We start from the raw sequence: 19,969 nt of genomic DNA, 5'->3' as shown, positions 1-19,969 counted from the left end.
TACAACCACCGCAGGATAAGGGTCCTCCCCCGGTCGGATCTTTGTCCCGCTCAACGGGTGAAGGGGCACATCCGCACGTACCGTCGATGGCATGAGCCACATCGACGCGGGCGCCGAACTCGATCCCGTGCACCCCGCCCCCGCACCCGGGCGGACGCGGGGACTGTCCGCCGCCGAGGTGGCCGAGCGGGTCTCCCGCGGTGACGTCAACGACATCCCGGTGCGCAGCAGCCGCTCCCTGGGCGAGATCGTCCGCGCCAATGTCTTCACCCGCTTCAACGCGATCATCGGCGTGCTCTGGCTGGTGATGCTGTTCGTGGCGCCGTTCCAGGACAGCCTGTTCGGCTATGTGATCATCGCCAACACCGGCATCGGGATCATCCAGGAGTGGCGCGCCAAGAAGACCCTGGACTCCCTCGCGGTGATCGGCGAGGCGCGGCCCACGGTGCGCCGGGACGGGGTGGCCACCGCGATCGGCACCTCCGAGATCGTGCTCGACGACATCATCGAGACCGGACCGGGCGACAAGATCGTCGTCGACGGCGTCTGCGTCGAGGCCGACGGTCTGGAGATCGACGAGTCACTCCTCACCGGCGAGGCCGACCCCGTCGTCAAACGGGCCGGGGCGCCGGTGATGTCGGGCAGTTTCGTCGTCGCGGGCGGCGGCGCCTTCCGGGCGACCAAGGTGGGACGCGAGGCCTACGCCGCCCAGCTCGCCGACGAGGCCGCCCGCTTCACCCTGGTCCACTCCGAGCTGCGCACCGGTATCTCCACCATCCTCAAATACGTCACCTGGATGATGGTCCCGACCGCCATCGGCCTGGTCATCAGCCAACTGGTGGTCAAGCAGTCCGGTTTCAAGAACTCCCTGGCCCGCACGGTCGGCGGCATCGTGCCCATGGTGCCCGAGGGACTGGTCCTGCTCACCTCCGTGGCCTTCGCCATCGGTGTCATCCGGCTGGGGCGCAAACAGGTCCTCGTCCAGGAACTCCCCGCGATCGAGGGCCTCGCCCGCGTCGACACCGTCTGCCTGGACAAGACGGGCACCCTCACCGAGGGCGGTATGGACGTCACCGAACTGCGGCCGCTCCAGGGCGCCGACGAGACGTATCTGCGCAAGGTCCTCGGCGCCCTCGGGGAGTCCGACCCGCGCCCCAACGCCTCCCTCCGGGCGATCATCGACGCCTACCCGGACAGCGAGGACTGGCGCTGCACCGAGGCGCTCCCCTTCTCCTCCGCCCGCAAGTACAGCGGCGCGTCCTTCAGCGAGGGCGACGGCGAGGCCAGCACCTGGCTGCTCGGCGCCCCGGACGTCCTGCTGGACCCCGACGACCCGGCCCTGGCCGAGACCGGGCGCCTCAACGAGCAGGGCCTCAGGGTGCTGCTGCTGGCCCGGACCTCCCGGGAGCTGGACGACCCCCGGGTCGCGGACGGCACCCGGCCCGCCGCCCTGGTCGTGCTCGAACAGCGGCTGCGCCCGGACGCCGCCGACACCCTGCGCTACTTCGCCGACCAGAACGTCCGCGCCAAGGTGATCTCCGGCGACAACGCGGTGTCCGTGGGCGCGGTGGCCGGGAAGCTCGGCATCGCGGGCGAGGTCATGGACGCCCGCCGCCTCCCCCCGAACCAGGCGGAGATGGCCAAGTCCCTGGACAAGGGGACCGTGTTCGGCCGGGTCACCCCGCAGCAGAAGCGGGACATGGTCGGCGCCCTCCAGTCGCGCGGGCACACGGTGGCGATGACGGGCGACGGGGTGAACGACGTGCTCGCGCTGAAGGACGCGGACATCGGCGTCTCGATGGGGTCGGGCTCCGAGGCGACCCGGGCCGTGGCGCAGATCGTGCTGCTCGACAACAGCTTCGCCACGCTGCCGTCGGTGGTCGGCGAGGGCCGCCGGGTCATCGGGAACATCACCCGGGTCGCCACCCTCTTCCTGGTGAAGACGGTCTACTCGGTGCTGCTGGCGGTGCTGGTGGTGTGCTGGCAGGTGGAGTACCCCTTCCTGCCCCGGCATCTGACCCTGCTGTCGACGCTGACCATCGGCGTCCCGGCCTTCTTCCTGGCGCTCGCCCCCAACCGGGAGCGGGCCAGGCCCCACTTCGTGCGGCGGGTCATGCGGTACGCGATCCCGGGCGGGGTGGTGGCGGCGCTCGCGACCTTCGCCACCTATCTGTTCGCCCGGCACCACTACACGGGACCCGGTTCGCTGGAGGCGGAGACCAGCGCCGCGACCCTCACCCTCTTCCTGATCTCCATGTGGGTGCTGGCGATCATCGCCCGGCCCTACACCTGGTGGCGGATCGCCCTGGTGGCCGCGATGGGCCTGGCGTTCCTCTTCGTCCTGGCGGTGCCCGTGCTCCAGCACTTCTTCGCACTCCGGCTGGTGGGGGTCGCGGTCCCGTGGATCGCGGTGGGGATCGCGGTACTCGCGGCGGCCGTCCTGGAACTGGTCTGGAAGTGGGTCGACCGGCGCGCGCCCGGCCAGGACCGGGACGGCAGCACGGCCTAGGGCCGGCCAAGAACCGGGGCAGGAACACGGCCGCCCCGCCGGGGTTCCGGCGGGGCGGCAGCTGTGCGGCGGGAGGTTACTTCACGTCGACGTAGTCACCCGCGGCGCTGACCGCCGCGGTGGTCGCGACACCCGCGAAGGAGTAGCGGTAGTAGCCGTCGACCGAGGCCGTGACCGTGGTCTTCAGGTTGCCCGCGCCGTCCGTCTTGACGGTCTTGACGGTGGTGTAGGTCCTGCTGCCCGCCTTGCAGAACTGGAGCGCCACCGACTGACCGGCGAATCCGGTGTTCTTGTTGGCCGACCAGTCGGCGCGGGACAGCGTGCCCTTGACCGTGAGGGCCGCGCCCTTCTTCACCGGCTCCGGGGAGGCGTCGACCGTGAGGGCGGCGCCGCGCAGCACCTTGGTGTAGCCGAGGTCGCCCCCCCAGGTGAGGTGCTTTGCGGCGTCCACAGCGAGGCCGCCGACCTTCCACGTACCGGCCTGGGAGTTGAGCAGGTCGTGGTCGGTCGGGTAGATGTCCAGGGACGCGGTGCAGTTGAGCACCGTCGCGGAGACGGTCTTGCAGGTGCCGGGCTCGTCGCCGGCCTGGAACCCGGTGGGAGCGGTGATCTTGTCGCCGAGGTAGATGACCGGGCCTGCGGCGAAGCTGCCCGGCTTGAGGCTCGCGGGGTGCGTCAGGGTGTACGTGACGGGCACGACGACCTTGGCCTTGGCGCCGACGACGATGCTCTTGCCCTGGGCCACCTTGACGTTGGAGAAGGTGACGGCGGGCCCGGCGGTACCGGCGGCGGCGTGGGCGGCCGGTACGGCGAGGGCGGAGAGGGCCAGGGCGCCGGAGACGGCGGCCACGGTGGCACGGATGCGCATGGCATTTCCCCAAGGGGAGAAAGGGGCCGCGCGTTGTCCCGCGCGGGCCCCGAGTGTCTGGGGAGTCGGTTGACTCGCACGATCAGATCCCTGGCCGAAAAGCATGGTTGTACGGAGTGGATCTTTTTTGCCTGTGCATGACCAACCCCCCGCCCGGAGCCGCGGCGGGCGTCCTGCCGCAGCTCCGGACGAGGGGGTTCGGGCGAGGGGGTTCGGGCGCTAGTCGAACCAGCGGTCCCGGGCCAGTTCGTCGGTGCGCGAGGGGTCCTCCAGCAGCGCGGCCACCTCGAAGCGGCGCGGCCACTGGGCCGTCACCCAGGCCAGGCCCGCGGCGACCCCCTCCAGGGTGGCGGCGTGCAGCACACCGTCCGGGGCGAGCCGCCAGTCGATCTCCACGCCGTCCACGACGAGTTCCCCGTGCTCGACGTACGCGTCCGGGGTGGACGGCCCGAGCAGGACCCGTACGGACTCCGGGACCTCGTGCCCCTCCCCCTCGGAGGTCACCCCGCCCGTCGCCGACTCGCTCAGCCGCCGCACCTGGAACAGTTCGGCGAGGTCGGCGGCGCGCGCCGGGCGCACCGGCAGCAGCGGCACGCCCTCGGTGAAGGGCAGCAGGTCGGGCGAGTCGACGACCACCGCGTCGGCGGCGTCCACGACGGTCACCCGGCCGTCGACGACCGCACGCAGCTCGTCCGGCAGGGTCACCTGCTCCGGGTCGAGGTCGGCGAGGGCCGTGTAGAGGGCGTGCAACTGGGCGGCGGAGACCGGCCGGGCGGGGTCGGCGAGCCGGTCGAGCAGTTCGGCGGCGCCACCGGGCTCGTCGAGCAGGGCGGCCACGGAGGTGCGGACGCCGAGCGCCCGCAGCACCTGCTCGTCGTCGAAGCCGGTGGCGTCGGCCTCGTCGTAGAGCCCGTGCAGCAGCGGGTCGCCGCCCGCGGCGCGCAGGCCCGCCGGGCGGCGGCCGTCGAGCACCGGGTGGTCGCGCAGCCACCAGGCGGCGTAGGGCCGTACGACCTCGTGGGTGCCGTCGGGCAGCAGGATCCGCACCGGCTGGGTGAGCGCGTCCCGCAGCGGGGGCTCGGACAGCAGTGCGAGAGCTTTCGGCCAGTGGTCGTCGTCGACGAGGTCCAGGTCGCGCACGGCGACGATCTCGGTCGCCACCGGCGGCACGGGGGTGTCGGGCAGCCGGTCCAGGACGTCCTCGCACCACACGTCGACGGCGTCCAGCAGCCCGATGTCGTCCGGCTCGGCGAAGTCCGAGTCGCGGGGCTCCAGTTCATCGGGGTCCAGGACCACGTCGGCGGCGCGGACCAGGGCGAAGTTCGCCAGCACCCCGCAGGCGGTCAGCGGCTGTCCGCCCCAGCGGTCGGCCAGCTCCTCGTCCACCAGGGCGAGTTCGCCCTCGCGCATCACGGACGCGAAGGGGCTGCCGGGGAGCACCAGTTCACCCGCGGGGGCGAGTTCGCCGTCCTCGTCGGGCAGCGCGAGGGCACCGAGCCAGGGCTCGTCGCCCGGGTCGAGCGCGGCCTCCCGCACGAGGGCGAGCACGGTGTCGGCCAACTCCTCGGCATCCAGGCCGTCCTGGTCCCAGCCCGGCCCCTCGTCGTCGAGGGAGGCGGCGACCGCGGCCCGCACCTGCGGGGTGGTGAGCACCGCGCGCGGGGTGGCCGGCAGGGCGCCCAGCTTCTCCAGGAGCGGATGGGCGGCCTCCGGGTGGGCGACCTTCAGGCCCAGCCGGGCCAGCACCTCGGGAGCGACCGGCGGCCCGTCCACGCTCGGCAGCAGCACCTGCCGGGGCCCGAGGGTGGTCCGGCCGTCGGCGAGCGGCACGGGCAGCCCGGTCAGCCGGTCCGGGTCGACCCCGGCCAGGCTGTCGTAGAGCCGCCACCACCACTCGGGCTCCTTCTCCAGGCCCGCCAGCCGGTCGACCGCCTCGGTCAGCGGCAGCCGGGCGACGCCCAGGGTCCCAAGTTCGGCCCGGCGTTCGAGGCCCGCGGGGAGCAGGCTGGGCAGCACCTCGCAGAGGACCCGCACGGTTGTGGCACCGGCGCCCTCGACGACCTCGGCGTCCCTCGGCCGCAGCGCCCCGGGCAGCTCCGGGTCCTCCCCCGGGTCGTGCGCGGGCGGCAGGAAGGCGGTGCGCGGCAGCCGCTCCAGCACGGCCCGGCGCAGGGCGCCGTCCAGTTCGCCCTTGCCCAGCGGGCCGGGCACCAGGTCGATGACGCCGGGGGCCACCGGGCGCCAGTCGGTGAGGAGTTCGGCGTAGGCGTCGGCCGCGCGCTCCACCAGGAAGTCGGTGAGCGGGCCGGGCGCGGCGTGGCGGCGGGTGGCGTCCAGCGGGAACGAGGCGATCAGCAGCGCGGGCACACCGAGTGCCTCGTCGCTGGGCGTGGGGGCGTGCACCACGGGTGCGGTGCGGGGCCGGGCCGGGGCGCCGTCGTCCGCGACGGGGACGGCCCAGGTGACGGACCAGTGGGGGCGCAGCCGCTCCTCGACGGGCCGGTCGGCGAGCAGGTCGGCGGTGAGGGGGCCGTGCCGGGAGACCGTACGCCAACGGGTGGTGCCCTCGCGGGAGTCCTCGACCACGGTGTCGTCGCCCTCGGCGCGGCGGCGCAGGGTCCGCACCTCCGACCCGGTCTCGACGACCACCTCCGCCAGCCCGGGCAGGGCGAGCAGCAGGGCGTCGTCGACGGTGTGCAGCAGCCGTTCGGCGAGGTCGGCGGCGGCCGTGTCGCGCAGCGGGAGGATGACGGCGGTGTCGTACGGGTCGGGGGCGGTGCCCTCGGCGGCGAACGGCAGCCGCAGCAGCGGCACATGGCCGTCGCGGCGGCGGATCTCGTCCCCGAGGCCGGGGCTGTGCCGTGCGGTGCCGGAGGCCAGTTCCCGGGCCTCGGCCAGGGACCAGCGGACCCCGCCGTGCCGGCCGACGACCGCGGGCTCGTCGCTGACGGCGAGGACGGCCGCGAAACCGACGCCGAAGCGGCCGACGGCCCCCTCGTGGAGGTCGCGCTTGGCGGAGGCCCGCAGGGTGGACAGCGACTCGACGCCCGCCGCGTCCAGCGGCGCCCCGGTGTTGGCGGCGATCAGCACACCGTCGCGAAGGGTGAGGCGCAGTCGGCCGGGAGCCTTGGCCCGGGCCGCCGCGTCGGCGGCGTTCTGGGCGAGTTCCACGACCAGCCGGTCGCGGTAGCCGCCGAGTACGAGGTCCTCCTCGGCGTTGGCGTCCTCGCGGAACCGGGCCGGGCTGGTGGCCCAGGCGTCCAGCACGCCGCGCCGCAGCCGGGCCGTTCCGAACGGGTCCGCGCCCTCGGCCGCAGGCCGCACGTATGCGCTCACGCTTTCACTCTCCCTCGCGCGGCGCGCCCGTGCCCGCCGCGGGACGAACGTACCCCCTGCCGGTCCGGGCCTCCGCGGCGGTCGTGACACTCTGCGGGCCCTACCGGACACCGGGTCAGGGCGCGGTGCGGGGCGGTGGGCAGACCGGCAGCGGGAGGGAGCCCGGCTGGACCGCCGCAGGGGGAGCGGCCGGAGGGGACCCCACCGGACGGGACAGCGGCCACGGCGGCGCGGCGAGGCACGGCGAGGACAGAGGCCGTACGGGACCCCGGCAGCGAAGCCGTACGGGGCCCGGCGGCGGAGAACCCGGCGCACCGCGGTGAGAGCAGAGGCCGTGCCGTACGGGGCCCCTGCGGCGGGGAACCGGCCGCGCTGCGGCAAGGGCAGAGGCCGTACGTGCTCCGGGGCAGCCCCGCAGACGGGCGCCCTACGAGTGCCCCAGCTCCGCCGCTGCCTCGTCCGGGACCGCCGGGACCGAGCCCGAGTCCGGGGCGGGACGCAGCGGGAAGGGCTCCACCTTGGTCTCGTCCACCACCGGCGGAGGCGGCTGCGGGGCCTTCGGCATCACCGCGGCCTCCGAGTGGCCCCCACAGCCGTAGGAGAGGGCGACCACACGGCCGTCGGCCGGGGAGAACTCATTGGCGCACACCCCGAAGGCCTGGCCGAGCGAGCCCCCGATCGGCGCCAGGAAGCCGCAGCTGACACAGGTCGCCGGGGCCGCCTGCGCCATCGGGGTCTGGGGGCCGAAGGCCTCCTCCCAGCGGTCGGCGGCGACATGGAGTCCGTAGCGGGACAGGACCCGGGCGCGGCGCAGGCCCAGTTCCTCGGCGATGGCCGCGATGGAGCCGCGCGTGGGCGCCATCGGGAGGTTCGCGGGCGCGCCCGCGGTCACCTCCACGTCCTCGGCCTCGACCAGCTCCGCCATCTCGCCGGAGACCGGGGAGTTCGGCGGAGCCTCCTCCTCACCGGAGAAGCCGGGCTCCAGCCGCAGGTCCTCGGCGTCCGTGGGCAGCAGATCGCCGGGGCCCATGTCACCGGGGCGCAGCCGCTCGCTCCACGGCACCCACTCCGGGGCGAGCAGCGCGTCGGAGCCGGGCAGCAGCACCGTCTCGTCCAGCGTGACGATCTTCGCGCGGGAGGCCCGGGCGACCGTCACCGCCCAGCGCCAGCCCCGGTACCCCAGTTCCTTGCACTCGAAGAAGTGCGTGACAACGCGGTCGCCCTCGGACACCAGCCCGACGTGCTCGCCGACGACGCCGGGCGCGGCGGCCTCCTCGGCGGCGGTGCGGGCGAGGTCGACGGCCTCGGCGCACAGGCGGTCGGGGGTGCGGCTTCGCGTTGTCGCTGCGCTCACAGGTATCGCTTCTCTCCTACGCCGTCTCACGGGTGCGCCTCTCCCGGCTGGGGGTGCGGACGGAGCGGACCGGCGGACCGCGTCGACGTCCGCGCCCGATCGCGCTCGGGCGCACCTACCCCATCCATTCTGCGGGATGGATGAGAGGCGCGCGGCCGAGAACAATCGCCACGGCGCGCTACGCACGCTACCCTCTCCGCGCCCCGGGGCCCACACCGAGTGGCCGCGCTTTCCCGGAGGGGACCCCTCCGGGACCCTGTCCGAGGGCCCGCGCACCCCCGGACTCGACCCCTCCGTACCCCCGGAATCGGCCCCTCCACGGCCCTTCCCTGGCCCTTCCGCGGCCCTGCCCGAAGGCCCCTGCACTCCCGGAGTCGGGCCCTGCGCGGGCCGCCCGAAGCCCCTCGCATTCCCGGGGAGACGCCCCCACCCCGCCCCCGCCCGAAGAAGGCCACCAGGATCCCACCCGAAGAAGGCCCCCGGGCCCGTAGAAGCCACCGGCAGCTCCCTTCCCCCCGTCCCCTGCGTGGGACACCACACGCCTCCATCCGCGCGGTGACCGCACTACCCCCGGCCTTCTCGGGGCACTATGACGGGGTGGCAGCCGCGAGGTCGTCCCAGAAGACCGCCGGGGTGGGCGGAGTCGAAGGACACAGCCGGGGTGGCGGTTCGGGCCGGATCGGCGGTTCCGTCCGCGCGGTCGGGCGTGCCCTGCACCTCCCCTTCACCGGCACCGCGCGCGGCATCCGCCGGGTGACCCATGCCCATGGCGCGGGCGAGTCCGGCCTCGGCAAGCTGATCGAGCTGCACGCCGTGAACGGCGCCGGCGACGTCATGGTCACCGTCGCCCTCGCCTCCACGGTCTTCTTCTCCGTGCCGACCGACGAGGCCCGCGGCCGGGTGGCCCTCTACCTCGCCATCACCATGGCCCCCTTCACGGTCCTCGCACCCGTGATCGGCCCGCTGCTGGACCGGCTGCCGCACGGCCGCCGGGCCGCCATGGCGGCCGCGATGCTCGCCCGGTGCCTGCTCGCGCTGATCATCTCCGGGGCGGTGGCGAGCGGAAGCCTGGAGCTGTACCCGGCGGCGCTCGGCGTCCTGGTGGCCTCCAAGGCGTACGGGGTGGTCCGCAGCGCGGTGGTGCCACGGCTGCTGCCGCCCGGCTTCTCCCTGGTGAAGGCCAACTCCCGGGTGACCCTGGGCGGGCTGCTCGCCACCGGTGCGGCCGCGCCCGCCGGGGCGGCCCTCCAGACCGTAGGACCGGAGTGGCCGCTCTACGGGGCCTTCGTGATCTTCGTAGCCGGGACGTTTCTGTCGTTCTCGCTGCCCCCGAAGGTCGACTCCGCCAAGGGCGAGGACACCGCGCTGCTGGCCGCGGACGACGCACATCTGCGCGGGCCGCACCGCAGGGCCGCCGTGCGCCGCCCGGGGCTGCGCACGGTCGGGCCCGCCGTCACCCACGCCCTGGGCGCCAACGCCGCCCTGCGCTGCCTGTCCGGCTTTCTGACCTTCTTCCTGGCCTTCCTGCTGCGCGAGCATCCGCTCACCGGGGAGAGCGCCGCGGTGTCGCTCGGCATCGTGGGTGTCTCGGCGGGCGTGGGCAACGCGCTGGGCACGGCCGTGGGGGCCTGGCTGAAGTCACGCGCACCGGAAGTGATCATCGTGACGGTGGTGGCGGTCGTGCTGGGCGCGGCGGCCACCGCCGCGGTCTTCTTCGGCGCGTTCCTGGTGGCCTGCCTGGCGGCGGTGGCCGGGTGCGCCCAGGCGCTGGCCAAGCTGTCGCTGGACGCGCTGATCCAGCGGGACGTGCCGGAACCGGTGCGCAACTCGGCGTTCGCGCGCTCGGAGACCCTGCTCCAGATGGCCTGGGTGCTGGGCGGCGCGATCGGCATCGTGCTGCCGCTGAACGGGATGCTGGGCCTCGGGGTGGGCGCCGCGCTGGTCGCGGCGGGGTGGCTGACGACCGTGCGGGGACTGCTCGCCTCGGCCCGTCGGGGGCCCCGCACGGGCACCTGATCGCACGAGTGCGCGGCACGTCGCGACCCCACCTGGGGAGGCGACTGGACGTGCCCGATAGCCTTCGGCCATGACCGCACTGCGTTCCCGTCGCGCCGTAGCCGCCCTCGGCGCCGTTTCCGCCGGACTTCTCCTGCTGTCCGCCTGTAACAAGCCGACGCCGCTCGCGACCGTCACGGTCGGCACCGACTCGGTGAGCTCCCAGACCGACTGCTACAACGACGGCAAGGAAGTCGCGGCCGCGGACCTGGCCAAGTGCCTCAAGTCGAAGGACGTCAAGTCGGTCGGCGTCGACCCCGACGCGACCGTCCGCTTCGGCGTGGACCCGGCCATCGCGGACCAGGGCTGGACGATCCTGCTGAACGGCCAGCCGCTGACCGACTCCAGCAAGAAGACCTACCGCACCATCCCGGGCAGCGTGTTCTTCAACTCCCAGTACGGCGCGAGCGGCAACTCCTCGCTCGTCTCCATCAAGGAGGGCGAGAACAAGGTGACGGGCCTGTGGTCCTTCAAGCTCACGAAGAAGTCCTGACCACGTCGTCCGTCGAGGTCTCCCCCGCCCGGGCCGTACCGGGAGCGGGGGGACGCATCCTGGTCGCCACCGCGGTCCCCGCCGAACGGGACGCGGTGGCCGGGGCGTTTCCCGGACCGGCCGCCGAGGTGCCCGGCCCCGCGGCCGTCCTGCACCGGACCGGCGCCTTCGACCTCCTCGCCGTGGGCGTGGGCCCCGCCCGCGCCGCCGCCACCACCGCCTCCGCGCTGACCGCCGCCGCCCTCGCGGGCGCGCCCTACCGACTGGTGGTCTGCGCCGGTATCGGGGGCGGCTTCGCACCGGACGCCCCCGTCGGGGCGCTCGTCGTCGCCGACGGCATCCTGGCCGCCGACCTGGGCGCCGAGTCCCCGCAGTCCCCCGGCGGCTTCCTCCCGGTCACCGAACTGGGCTTCGGGACCGTCAGCCACCAGCCACCCGTCTCACTCGTACGGGAGCTCGCCGCCGTGTCCGGCGCGCTGACCGGCACCGTCCTCACCGTGTCGACGGTCACCGGGAGCGCCCGCCGCGCCGCCGAGCTGCGCGCCCGGCATCCGGGGGCGCTCGCCGAGGGGATGGAGGGGTTCGGGGTGGCCGAGGCCGCCGCCGCGCACGGCATCCCCGTCGTGGAGATCCGGGCCGTCTCCAACCCGGTCGGCCCGCGCGACCGCGCCGCCTGGCGCATCGGCGACGCCCTCGCGGCCCTCACCGAGGGCTTCGGGAAGTCCGCCACCGCACTCGAGAGTTGGACACAGCATGAGCGCACCCGCTGAGCACCGGCCCCTGAAGACCGCCTACTCGCCCTGCCCGAACGACACCTTCGTCTTCGACGCCTGGGCGCACGGCCGGATCCCGGGCGCACCGGCCCTCGAGGTCACCTTCGCCGACATCGACATCACCAACGGCCTGGCCGAGCGCGGCGAGTTCGATGTGCTGAAGGTGTCGTACGCCGTGCTGCCGTACGTCCTCGACGAGTACGCCCTGCTGCCGTGCGGGGGCGCGCTGGGCCGGGGCTGCGGGCCGCTGGTGCTCACCCGGGAGCCGGGCACCGCGCTGGCCGGCTCGACGGTCGCGGTGCCGAGCGAGACCTCGACGGCCTATCTGCTCTTCCGGCTGTGGGCCGCGGAGACGGTGCCGGGCGGGGTCGGCGAGATCGTGGTGATGCCGTTCCACGAGATCATGCCGGCCGTGCGGGACGGGAAGGTCGACGCGGGTCTGGTGATCCACGAGGCCCGGTTCACCTACCGGGACTACGGGCTGCACAAGCTCGCCGACATGGGCGAGCACTGGGAGGCCACCACCGGGCTGCCGATCCCGCTGGGGGCGATCATCGCCCGGCGTTCGCTGGGCGGGGCCACCCTGAAGCTGCTCGCCGACTCGGCCCGCGCCTCCGTCCGGGCGGCCTGGGAGGACCCCGAGGCGTCCCGTCCGTATGTCATGGAGCACGCGCAGGAACTGGACCCCGCGGTGGCGGACGCCCATATCGGCCTGTACGTCAACGAGTTCACCGCCGACCTGGGCGAGGACGGCTATGCCGCGGTCCGGGGACTGCTCACCCGCGCGGCGGCCGAGGGGCTGCTGCCGCCCCTCGGCCCGAACGCCCTCGCGTTCCCCTGACGAACCCAACGGATCCGACGGACCCAACAGGCCTGGCCTGGCCGGGTCGCCGGGCCGTCAGACGTCCAGCTGGTCGGCGACCGCGCGCAGCAGGCCCGCGATCTTCTTGCCGGAGGCCTTGTCGGGGTAGCGGCCCTTCTCCAGCATCGGGGTGATGTTCTCCAGGAGCGTCGTCAGGTCCTGGACGATGGAGGCCAGCTCGTCCGGCTTCTTGCGCTGGGCGGCCGCGACCGAGGGCGTCGGGTCCAAAAGGGTGACCGACAGCGCCTGGTCGCCGCGCTGTCCGGCGACCACCCCGAACTCCACGCGCTGCCCCGGCTTCAGGACATCGACTCCGGCGGGCAGAACTGAGGAGTGCACGAAGACGTCGCCGCCGTCGTCGCGGGAGAGAAAGCCGAAGCCCTTCTCACTGTTGAACCACTTCACCTTGCCGGTGGGCACGTCTGTCCTCGTCCTCGTACTCGTCGGAAACTGCGTCTGCAAAGTATTTCGGGAAACCGCTCCAAAGAGCGCGCAGCGGGTCCCCCGGACCCGCCGGTACCAAGGCTAATGGTCCGGGGGCCGGTGACAAGACGTCGCCGAGTCGTTCCTCGCGACGGGAACTACCCTGGTCCGGTGCGTGACGAAACCCAAGCGAATTCCGCCGCGGCCGGCGACCGGCTGATCCGTGCCGGTGCGATCGTCTTCTTCCTCGGGGCAGTGGCCACTCTGGTCACCGTGGCCCCGCTGCTGCTCGGGACGAAACCCTTCCCGCCCTTCATGTTCGGCCTCTGCATGCTCATGGCCGTGGGCTTCCTGATGGCCGGGGCGGGCGTCCTCCAGTCGATCGCGGAGGGCCGCAGAAAAGCCCGCGAGGCACGGACATGAACGGGCAGCGATGATCAGGCGGTCCTGAACGCCCGGCCCTGATCGGGCGGTCTGACCGCCGGAGCCCGGGTGTTCCCGTACGCCGTCAGCCGGCCGTGTGGGCCGTCAGCCAGCCCGGGAACTCGGTCAGGTCGGCGAGGACGACGTCCGCGCCCGCCGCCCGCAGTTCCTCTGCGGGGCAGGGTCCGGTGGCGACGGCGACGGAGTACGCCCGGGCCGTACGGGCGCCCCGGACATCCCCGGTGTGATCACCGACGTAGACGGCCGCCCCGTGCTCCACCAGCGCCTCCGCCTTCTGCTCGGCCCACAGGTCGCCGATGACCGCGTCGGGCTCGATCCCCAGGTGCTCCAGATGCAGCTTGGCGTTGGGCTCGTACTTGGCGGTCACGACGATCGCGCGGCCGCCGGAGGCCCGTACCGCCTCGATCGCCTCGCGGGCGCCGGGCAGGGCGGGGGTGGCGCCGATCGCGATGGCGGGGTACATCGCGCGGTAGAGCACGGCCATGGCCTCGACGCGCTCCGCCGGGAACCAGTTGACCAGTTCGTCCACCAGCGGGGGGCCGAGTCGGGTGACGGCGAGATCGGCGTCGATGTACGTCCCCGTACGCGCGGACAGCTCCTGGTAGCAGGCGCGGATCCCGGGCCGGGAGTCGATCAGCGTCATGTCCAGGTCGAAGCCGACGGTGGGGGCGCGAGACGTCATGGGGGCCATTGTCCCAGGCGGGCCCGGGGCGGCCGGGGGCGGGCCGCGACGGCTTCGCTCACTTCTGCCGCTGCGACCGCCACACCAGGTACAGGGCCGAGGCGACGGCCGCGCCGCGCACCACCCAGGGCCAGGTCTGGGCGACGGCGTCGTTCATATGACCCTGGGCGATCGGGTCGCCCCAGCGGCCGCTGGTACGGCCCCACAGCCAGACGAGCCCCGCGGCCGCGGCCAGACCGGGCAGCACCATCACCGCCCACTTGGACTCGGCGGGGGTCAGCCGCCGGGACGCCCAGGCGATCAGCCAGCCGAGGCCGAGGGCGAGCCAGTTGCCGAGCGCGGCGCCGACCAGCAGCAGCCCGGCCGCGAGGAGCAGCAGGGGGTTGCTCCGGGCGCCGAGGCGGGGCAGCGGCAGCCGACGGCGCCGGGCGGTGCGCTCCGCGGTGGCGGGCACCGCCTCGGCCGCGGGCTCCGCGCCGGGCTTTCCCTCGGCCCCGGGTGCCCCGGCGGGGGGCCCCGGCTTCGTCAGGGCGTCCGGCGGGGGCGGGGGCTTCAGCAGTTCGGGGATCTCCACCCCGCCGGTGAACCCCGGCACGGCGTCGCCGAGCGCGAAGCCGCCGCCGGGTCCGTCCTCCACCCGCCACCAGTCGGGCCGTACGGCGCTGTCGCCCAGCTCGTGCGCACCGGCGAGGTGGGGCGGGGAGGCGGCCCCGGCGGCGGGGCCGGGTCCGGGCTCGGCGGTGCGGGGGCGGGGCACGGCCCGGCGCAGGCCCCTGCGGGGCGCGCGGTCCTCGAAGCCGTTGGTCCGCTGGGCGGGGACGGCTGCGGGACGGCTGGGCGGCCCGTCGGCGGCGGGGTCCGCGGAGGCGGCGGCCACCACCTCGTCGGGGGTGCCCAGCCGGTCGAGGATGCGCCGGACGGCGGCCGGGCTGTCCACCGGGGACTTCGCCCGCCGCCGGTCGATCTCCTCGCGCAGCCCGGACACGAGCCGCATCCGCGTCGCCGACGGCAACTGCCGCTGCTGGGCCACGTCTCCGACCCGGCTCAGATAGTCGAAGACAAGCTGGTCGCTCTCGATCCCCACAGAGCCCCTCCGGGGTGGGCCGTTGTCCGTACGTACGGTATATCCCGCCGCACCCTTTCCGGACTGCGCCGATACGGGCCCCCGCCCCGCCCCGGCGTCCCGCCCGCGGCCCCCTCACGCACCTGTCGGCCGGGCAACGGCCCCCGCCGACCGGGCGGCGGACAGGGTGCGCGCCCCCCGTACCCGCTACCGTTGGCCGGATGACCCCCGAGGAGCGCTCACGCAAGGAAGTCGCGGGTACCGGTGCTGCCGCGCCACGCTCGCTGGCGGAGTCCCTGCGTGCGCGGGACGACGCCGCTCTGGCCGCGCTGCTGCGCGCTCGCCCCGACCTCATCACGCCCGTCCCCACCGACCTCACCCAGCTGGCCACCCGCGCCGCCACCCGCGCGAGTGTGGTGCGGGCGCTGGAGCGGCTGGACCGGTTCGCGCTCCAGACCGCCGAGGCGCTGGCCGTGGCCGCGGACCCGGCGCCGTACGAGGAACTGCTCGGGCTGATCGCGTCCGACGGCGGCGCGGCGGCCGATCCCGTCGCCGCCGAGATCCTCCCGCGCGCCCTCGCCACGCTGCGCGAACAGGCCCTCGTCTGGGGGCCCGACGACCGCCTCCGGCTGGTGCGCACGGCCCGGGAGCTGCTCGCCCCCTCCCCGGGGCACCCCTCGCCCACGGGTCTCGGCCCCACCGTCGCCGAGGCCACCTCCGGCATGTCCCCGGGCCGGATCCAGAAGATCGTGGCCACCGCCGGGCTGCCGAGCACCCACGACGCCGTGTCCGCGGTGGCGGCCCTGACCGCCCTGTTCTCCGACCGGGCCCGGATGGCGGCGCTGCTCGCCACCGCCCCCGCCGAGTCCCTGGAGGTGCTGGACCGCCTGGTGTGGGGGCCGCCGTACGGCCAGGTCACCGCCGATCCCGCGGCCCGGCTGCGCTGGCTCCTCGACCGCGGTCTGCTGCTGCCCACGGCCCCCGGCACGGTGGTGCTGCCCCGCGAGGCGGCCCTGCATCTGCGCCGGGGACGCGCGCACCGGCACACCGAGCCGCTGCCGCCCGCCCTGGTGACCGCCGCCGCCCACCCCCCGCAGACCGTGGACGCCACGGCGGCCGGACAGGCGTACACCGCGCTGGCGACCGTCGAGGAGCTGCTGAAGGACTGGGACGAGGGCGGTCCCGCGGTACTGCGCGCGGGCGGCCTGAGCCTGCGCGACCTGAAGCGGACGGCGGTGGCGCTGGACGTGCCCGAGCCGGTGGCCGCCTTCTGGATCGAACTCGCCTACGCGGCCGGGCTGCTGGCCTCGGACGGCGAGGCCGACGAGCGGTACGCGGCCACCCCGGCCTACGACACCTGGCTGGAGCTGCCCCCCGCCGAGCGGTGGACCCGGCTGGCCACCGCCTGGCTGGCGGCCACCCGCACCCCCGGGCTGATCGGGGGCCGGGACGCCAAGGACCGGTCGCTGTCCGTGCTCGGCCCCGGCCTGGACCGCTCGGCCGCGCCCGAGGTGCGCCACCGGGTGCTGACCCTGCTCGCGGGGCTGCCCGAGGGCGCGGTGCCCGCCCCCGACTCGGTGCTGGCGCGGCTGCGCTGGGAGCGCCCGCTGCGCGGCGACCGGGCCACCGCGGAGGATCCGCGCGGACGGCTCGCCGAGTGGACGCTGTCGGAGGCGGAGCTGCTGGGCGTCACGGGCCGGGGCGCCCTGTCCGCCCACGGCCGGGCCCTGCTCGGCGAGGCCGCGGAGCATCCCCCGGCCGCCGAGCCGTCCGGCCCCGGCGACAAGCTCCCGGTGCACCACCGGCACCACCTCCCCGCGCCCCCCGAGCCCCGCACCGAGGCCGAGCGGGCGGCGGCCGCCGTGCGCGCCGCCGGGCTGCTGGCCCCGCTGCTGCCCGAGCCGCTGGACCATGTGCTGCTCCAGGCGGATCTGACGGCGGTGGCCCCGGGCCCGCTCCAGCGGCCACTGGCCGAGCTGCTCGGGGTGCTGGCGGACGTGGAGTCGAAGGGCGGCGCGACCGTCTACCGGTTCACGCCCGGCTCCGTGCGCCGCGCGCTGGACGCCGGGAGCAGCGCGAGCGATCTGCACGCCTTTCTCACCGCGCACTCCCGCACCCCGGTCCCCCAGCCGCTGTCGTATCTGATCGACGATGTGGCCCGTCGGCACGGGCATCTGCGGGTCGGGGCGGCCTCGGCGTATGTGCGCTGCGACGACGAGAGCGTGCTGGACGAGATCCTCGCCGACCGGCGCTCCGCCCCGCTCCGGCTGCGCCGACTGGCCCCGACGGTGGTGGCCGCGGGGGTGGACCCGGTGGCGCTCCTGGAGGGCCTGCGGGGCCTGGGCTTCGCCCCGGCCGCGGAGTCCGCGGAGGGCGATGTCCTGATCACCCGGGCGCACGCCCACCGCACCCCGCACCGCACCCCGCCGGAGCCGGTCCCGGACGGCCCGCCGACGCCCGACGCGACCCTGCTCAAAGCGGCCCTGTGCGCGGTCCGCGCGGGCGACCTGGCCTCGACGGCGCCCCGCAAGCCGGGCCCGGAGCCCGCCGCCGACGGGGACCTGCCTCGCACCACCTCCGCCGACACCCTGGCCACCATGCAGGCCGCGGTCCTCACCGGCGGCACCCTGTGGATCGGCTACGTCAACGCCGAGGGCACCGCCTCCCAGCGCGTCATCGCCCCGCTGCGGGTCGAGGGCGGCTTTGTGACGGCGTACGACCACACCGCCGACGAGGTGCGCACCTATCCGCTGCACCGGGTCACCGGGGTGGCAGAGCTGGCGGACGACCAGCCGTAGCCGCCCCCCTCGGACGGACGACCGGCCGTAGCCGCCCCCGGGCCGACGACCGGTGGCCGCCCCCCGGACGACGACCAGCCGTGATCACCCCCGAATGAGGCACACTGGACGTTTGGCCGGGCTGCCGGCCAGACCGGAAAGGGTGCCGCGCGTGAATGGTCCGCTCATCGTTCAGTCCGACAAGACCCTGCTCCTGGAAGTCGACCACGAGCAGGCCGACGGCTGCCGCCGCGCCATCGCGCCCTTCGCCGAGCTGGAGCGGGCGCCCGAGCACATCCACACCTACCGGGTGACCCCGCTCGGGCTGTGGAACGCCCGCGCCGCCGGGCACGACGCCGAGCAGGTCGTGGACGCCCTGGTGCAGTACAGCCGCTATCCGGTGCCGCACGCGCTGCTCGTCGACATCGCCGAGACGATGGACCGCTACGGGCGGCTGACCCTCAGCAAGCACCCCGCCCACGGTCTGGTGCTGACCACCACCGACCGGCCCGTCCTCGAAGAGGTGCTGCGCTCCAAGCGCGTCGCCCCGCTGGTCGGAAACCGGATCGACCAGGACACCGTGGCCGTGCACCCCTCCGAGCGCGGCCAGATCAAGCAGGTGCTGCTCAAGCTGGGCTGGCCCGCCGAGGACCTCGCGGGATACGTCGACGGCGAGGCGCACCCGATCGAGCTGGCCGAGGACGGCTGGGCGCTGCGGCCCTACCAGAAGCAGGCCGTGGAGAACTTCTGGCACGGCGGCAGCGGGGTCGTCGTCCTGCCGTGCGGCGCGGGCAAGACCCTGGTCGGCGCCGGTTCCATGGCCCAGGCGAAGGCCACCACCCTGATCCTGGTCACCAACACCGTCTCCGCCCGGCAGTGGAAGCACGAGCTGGTGAAGCGGACCTCGCTCACCGAGGACGAGATCGGCGAGTACTCCGGTACGCGCAAGGAGATCCGGCCGGTCACCATCGCCACCTACCAGGTGCTCACCACCCGGCGGAAGGGTGTCTACCCGCACCTGGAGCTGTTCGACTCCCGCGACTGGGGGCTCATCGTCTACGACGAGGTGCATCTGCTGCCCGCGCCCGTCTTCAAGTTCACGGCGGACCTCCAGGCGCGCCGCCGGCTCGGGCTGACCGCGACGCTGGTGCGCGAGGACGGCCGCGAGTCGGACGTGTTCTCCCTGATCGGGCCCAAGCGGTTCGACGCGCCCTGGAAGGAGATCGAGGCGCAGGGCTACATCGCGCCCGCCGACTGCGTCGAGGTGCGGGTGAACCTGACCGACGCCGAGCGGCTGGCGTACGCCACCGCCGAGGCGGAGGAGAAGTACCGCTTCTGCGCGACCACCGACACCAAGCGGAAGGTCACCGAGGCGCTGGTGCGGCGCTTCGCGGGGCAGCAGATCCTGGTCATCGGCCAGTACATCGACCAGCTGGACGAACTGGGCGAGCACCTGGGGGCGCCCGTGATCAAGGGCGAGACCTCCAACGCGCAGCGGGAGAAGCTCTTCGACGCCTTCCGCGAGGGCGAGATCAGCGTGCTGGTCGTCTCCAAGGTCGCGAACTTCTCCATCGACCTGCCGGAGGCGACGGTCGCCATCCAGGTGTCGGGGACGTTCGGGTCGCGGCAGGAGGAGGCGCAGCGGCTGGGACGGGTGCTGCGCCCGAAGGCCGACGGCCACCAGGCCCACTTCTACTCGGTGGTCGCCCGCGACACCATCGACCAGGACTTCGCCGCCCACCGCCAGCGCTTCCTGGCGGAGCAGGGCTACGCGTACCGGATCGTCGACGCGGACGACCTGCTGTCCGGGAGCTGAGCCGGAGGATCCCGCGGGTCGGTCGGCACCGGGAGTCCGGGCCCGGTCACGCTCCGTCAGGGTGCGGGGCTCGGGTCGTACGCCCGGGCGGCACGGCCCGGCTGCGGCGGCCGGGCGGGCACCCGGCGGGCCGCCGGTCAGCGGCGGCCGCGGACGCCCGCCTCTTCCCCGTACTCGCCCAGGATGAAGACGTCCACCGCGGCACCCAGGAACACCTTGACGGCACGCAGGGTGTCGCCGAGCCGATGGGGCTGGTGGTTCCCGTCCACGGCGGTGGCGCCGGGCGGCGGGCCGCCCCGGGAGGGGGTGAAGGTTGCTGCACTCATGTCTCCATGGTGGAACGGCCGGCCCCGAATGGCGTCGGACCAAGGTCCTAACCTGAACGGCGGGCGCGTACCTCTTCCGGCAGGCGCGTGTCGTCCCCCGGAGGGAGCCGTCCCCCTAAGGGTTCCGGGCCTCCGCGGGCCCACATCCCGGGGTGGGGCCGATTCCGGGGCGCCGGTAAATCCAGTGG

15 protein-coding genes are annotated in these 19,969 nt (G+C 74.5%); 8 read left to right on the top strand and 7 right to left on the bottom strand.

What is annotated here, in order from left to right; translation table 11 throughout:
- Positions 1–91 precede the first annotated feature (91 nt).
- Positions 92–2,509 carry a cation-translocating P-type ATPase gene (locus ACIHAA_RS10180; protein ID WP_399815193.1) on the top strand — a complete coding sequence of 806 codons (2,418 nt, stop codon included), beginning with the start codon at positions 92–94 and terminating at the stop codon, positions 2,507–2,509.
- 76 nt (positions 2,510–2,585) lie between these two features.
- Here ACIHAA_RS10180 and ACIHAA_RS10175 read toward each other — a convergent pair whose 3' ends face one another.
- The 3 genes from ACIHAA_RS10175 to ACIHAA_RS10165 all read right to left on the bottom strand — a co-directional run bounded on the left by ACIHAA_RS10175 (position 2,586) and on the right by ACIHAA_RS10165 (position 8,067).
- Entirely contained in the window at positions 2,586–3,377 is a 792-nt protein-coding gene (locus ACIHAA_RS10175) for a hypothetical protein (RefSeq protein WP_399815190.1), read from the bottom strand.
- A 219-nt stretch (positions 3,378–3,596) separates the two neighbouring features.
- Positions 3,597–6,713: a sacsin N-terminal ATP-binding-like domain-containing protein gene (locus ACIHAA_RS10170; protein ID WP_399815188.1), complete on the bottom strand. Its 3,117-nt coding sequence runs from the start codon at positions 6,711–6,713 to the stop codon at positions 3,597–3,599.
- Positions 6,714–7,140: 427 nt separating this feature from the next.
- Positions 7,141–8,067, bottom strand: a complete 927-nt coding sequence (locus ACIHAA_RS10165) for a DUF3027 domain-containing protein (RefSeq protein ID WP_399815185.1) — start codon at positions 8,065–8,067, stop codon at positions 7,141–7,143.
- A gap of 597 nt (positions 8,068–8,664) precedes the next feature.
- Between ACIHAA_RS10165 and ACIHAA_RS10160 the strand changes: the two genes are divergently transcribed.
- The 4 genes from ACIHAA_RS10160 to ACIHAA_RS10145 all read left to right on the top strand — a co-directional run bounded on the left by ACIHAA_RS10160 (position 8,665) and on the right by ACIHAA_RS10145 (position 12,229).
- A complete protein-coding gene (locus ACIHAA_RS10160) occupies positions 8,665–10,083 on the top strand; it encodes an MFS transporter (RefSeq protein ID WP_399815182.1) in 1,419 nt (472 codons plus the stop codon).
- A 70-nt stretch (positions 10,084–10,153) separates the two neighbouring features.
- Positions 10,154–10,615, top strand: a complete 462-nt coding sequence (locus tag ACIHAA_RS10155; RefSeq protein WP_399815180.1) for a DUF2771 domain-containing protein — start codon at positions 10,154–10,156, stop codon at positions 10,613–10,615.
- A 95-nt stretch (positions 10,616–10,710) separates the two neighbouring features.
- Entirely contained in the window at positions 10,711–11,385 is a 675-nt protein-coding gene (locus ACIHAA_RS10150; protein WP_399815450.1) for a futalosine hydrolase, read from the top strand.
- A complete protein-coding gene (locus ACIHAA_RS10145) occupies positions 11,369–12,229 on the top strand; it encodes a 1,4-dihydroxy-6-naphthoate synthase (RefSeq protein WP_399815178.1) in 861 nt (286 codons plus the stop codon). The genes ACIHAA_RS10150 and ACIHAA_RS10145 overlap by 17 nt, the downstream gene beginning before the upstream one ends.
- A gap of 57 nt (positions 12,230–12,286) precedes the next feature.
- Here ACIHAA_RS10145 and ACIHAA_RS10140 read toward each other — a convergent pair whose 3' ends face one another.
- A complete protein-coding gene (locus ACIHAA_RS10140) occupies positions 12,287–12,670 on the bottom strand; it encodes a cold-shock protein (RefSeq protein WP_399815175.1) in 384 nt (127 codons plus the stop codon).
- Positions 12,671–12,844: 174 nt separating this feature from the next.
- Between ACIHAA_RS10140 and ACIHAA_RS10135 the strand changes: the two genes are divergently transcribed.
- Complete coding sequence (locus tag ACIHAA_RS10135) at positions 12,845–13,096, top strand: hypothetical protein (protein ID WP_399815172.1); 252 nt, start codon at positions 12,845–12,847, stop codon at positions 13,094–13,096.
- 85 nt (positions 13,097–13,181) lie between these two features.
- Here ACIHAA_RS10135 and ACIHAA_RS10130 read toward each other — a convergent pair whose 3' ends face one another.
- Both ACIHAA_RS10130 and ACIHAA_RS10125 read right to left on the bottom strand, forming a co-directional pair.
- Positions 13,182–13,808 (bottom strand): HAD family hydrolase, encoded by a 627-nt coding sequence (locus ACIHAA_RS10130; RefSeq protein WP_399815169.1) that lies wholly within the window; start codon positions 13,806–13,808, stop codon positions 13,182–13,184.
- 49 nt (positions 13,809–13,857) lie between these two features.
- The gene (locus tag ACIHAA_RS10125; protein WP_399815167.1) at positions 13,858–14,883 is read right to left on the bottom strand and encodes a hypothetical protein; all 1,026 of its coding nucleotides are present in this window, start codon (positions 14,881–14,883) and stop codon (positions 13,858–13,860) included.
- Positions 14,884–15,083: 200 nt separating this feature from the next.
- On the opposite strand from ACIHAA_RS10125, the gene ACIHAA_RS10120 reads away from it, so the two are divergent.
- Together ACIHAA_RS10120 and ACIHAA_RS10115 are read left to right on the top strand one after the other, a co-directional pair.
- Positions 15,084–17,660, top strand: a complete 2,577-nt coding sequence (locus ACIHAA_RS10120) for a helicase-associated domain-containing protein (RefSeq protein WP_399815165.1) — start codon at positions 15,084–15,086, stop codon at positions 17,658–17,660.
- Positions 17,661–17,811: 151 nt separating this feature from the next.
- The gene (locus tag ACIHAA_RS10115; protein ID WP_399815163.1) at positions 17,812–19,455 is read left to right on the top strand and encodes a DNA repair helicase XPB; all 1,644 of its coding nucleotides are present in this window, start codon (positions 17,812–17,814) and stop codon (positions 19,453–19,455) included.
- Positions 19,456–19,592: 137 nt separating this feature from the next.
- Here the strand turns inward: ACIHAA_RS10115 and ACIHAA_RS10110 are convergent, their stop codons facing one another.
- Positions 19,593–19,781, bottom strand: coding sequence for a hypothetical protein (locus ACIHAA_RS10110; protein WP_399815162.1), 189 nt, complete (start codon positions 19,779–19,781; stop codon positions 19,593–19,595).
- Between the last annotated feature and the right edge of the window lie 188 nt (positions 19,782–19,969).

Source organism: Streptomyces sp. NPDC052040 (assembly GCF_044548405.1).
In the GTDB taxonomy this organism is placed as follows: domain Bacteria; phylum Actinomycetota; class Actinomycetes; order Streptomycetales; family Streptomycetaceae; genus Streptomyces.
The sequence above is the reverse complement of the archived record's forward strand: the minus strand, read 5'-3'. Positions and strand labels throughout refer to the sequence as shown.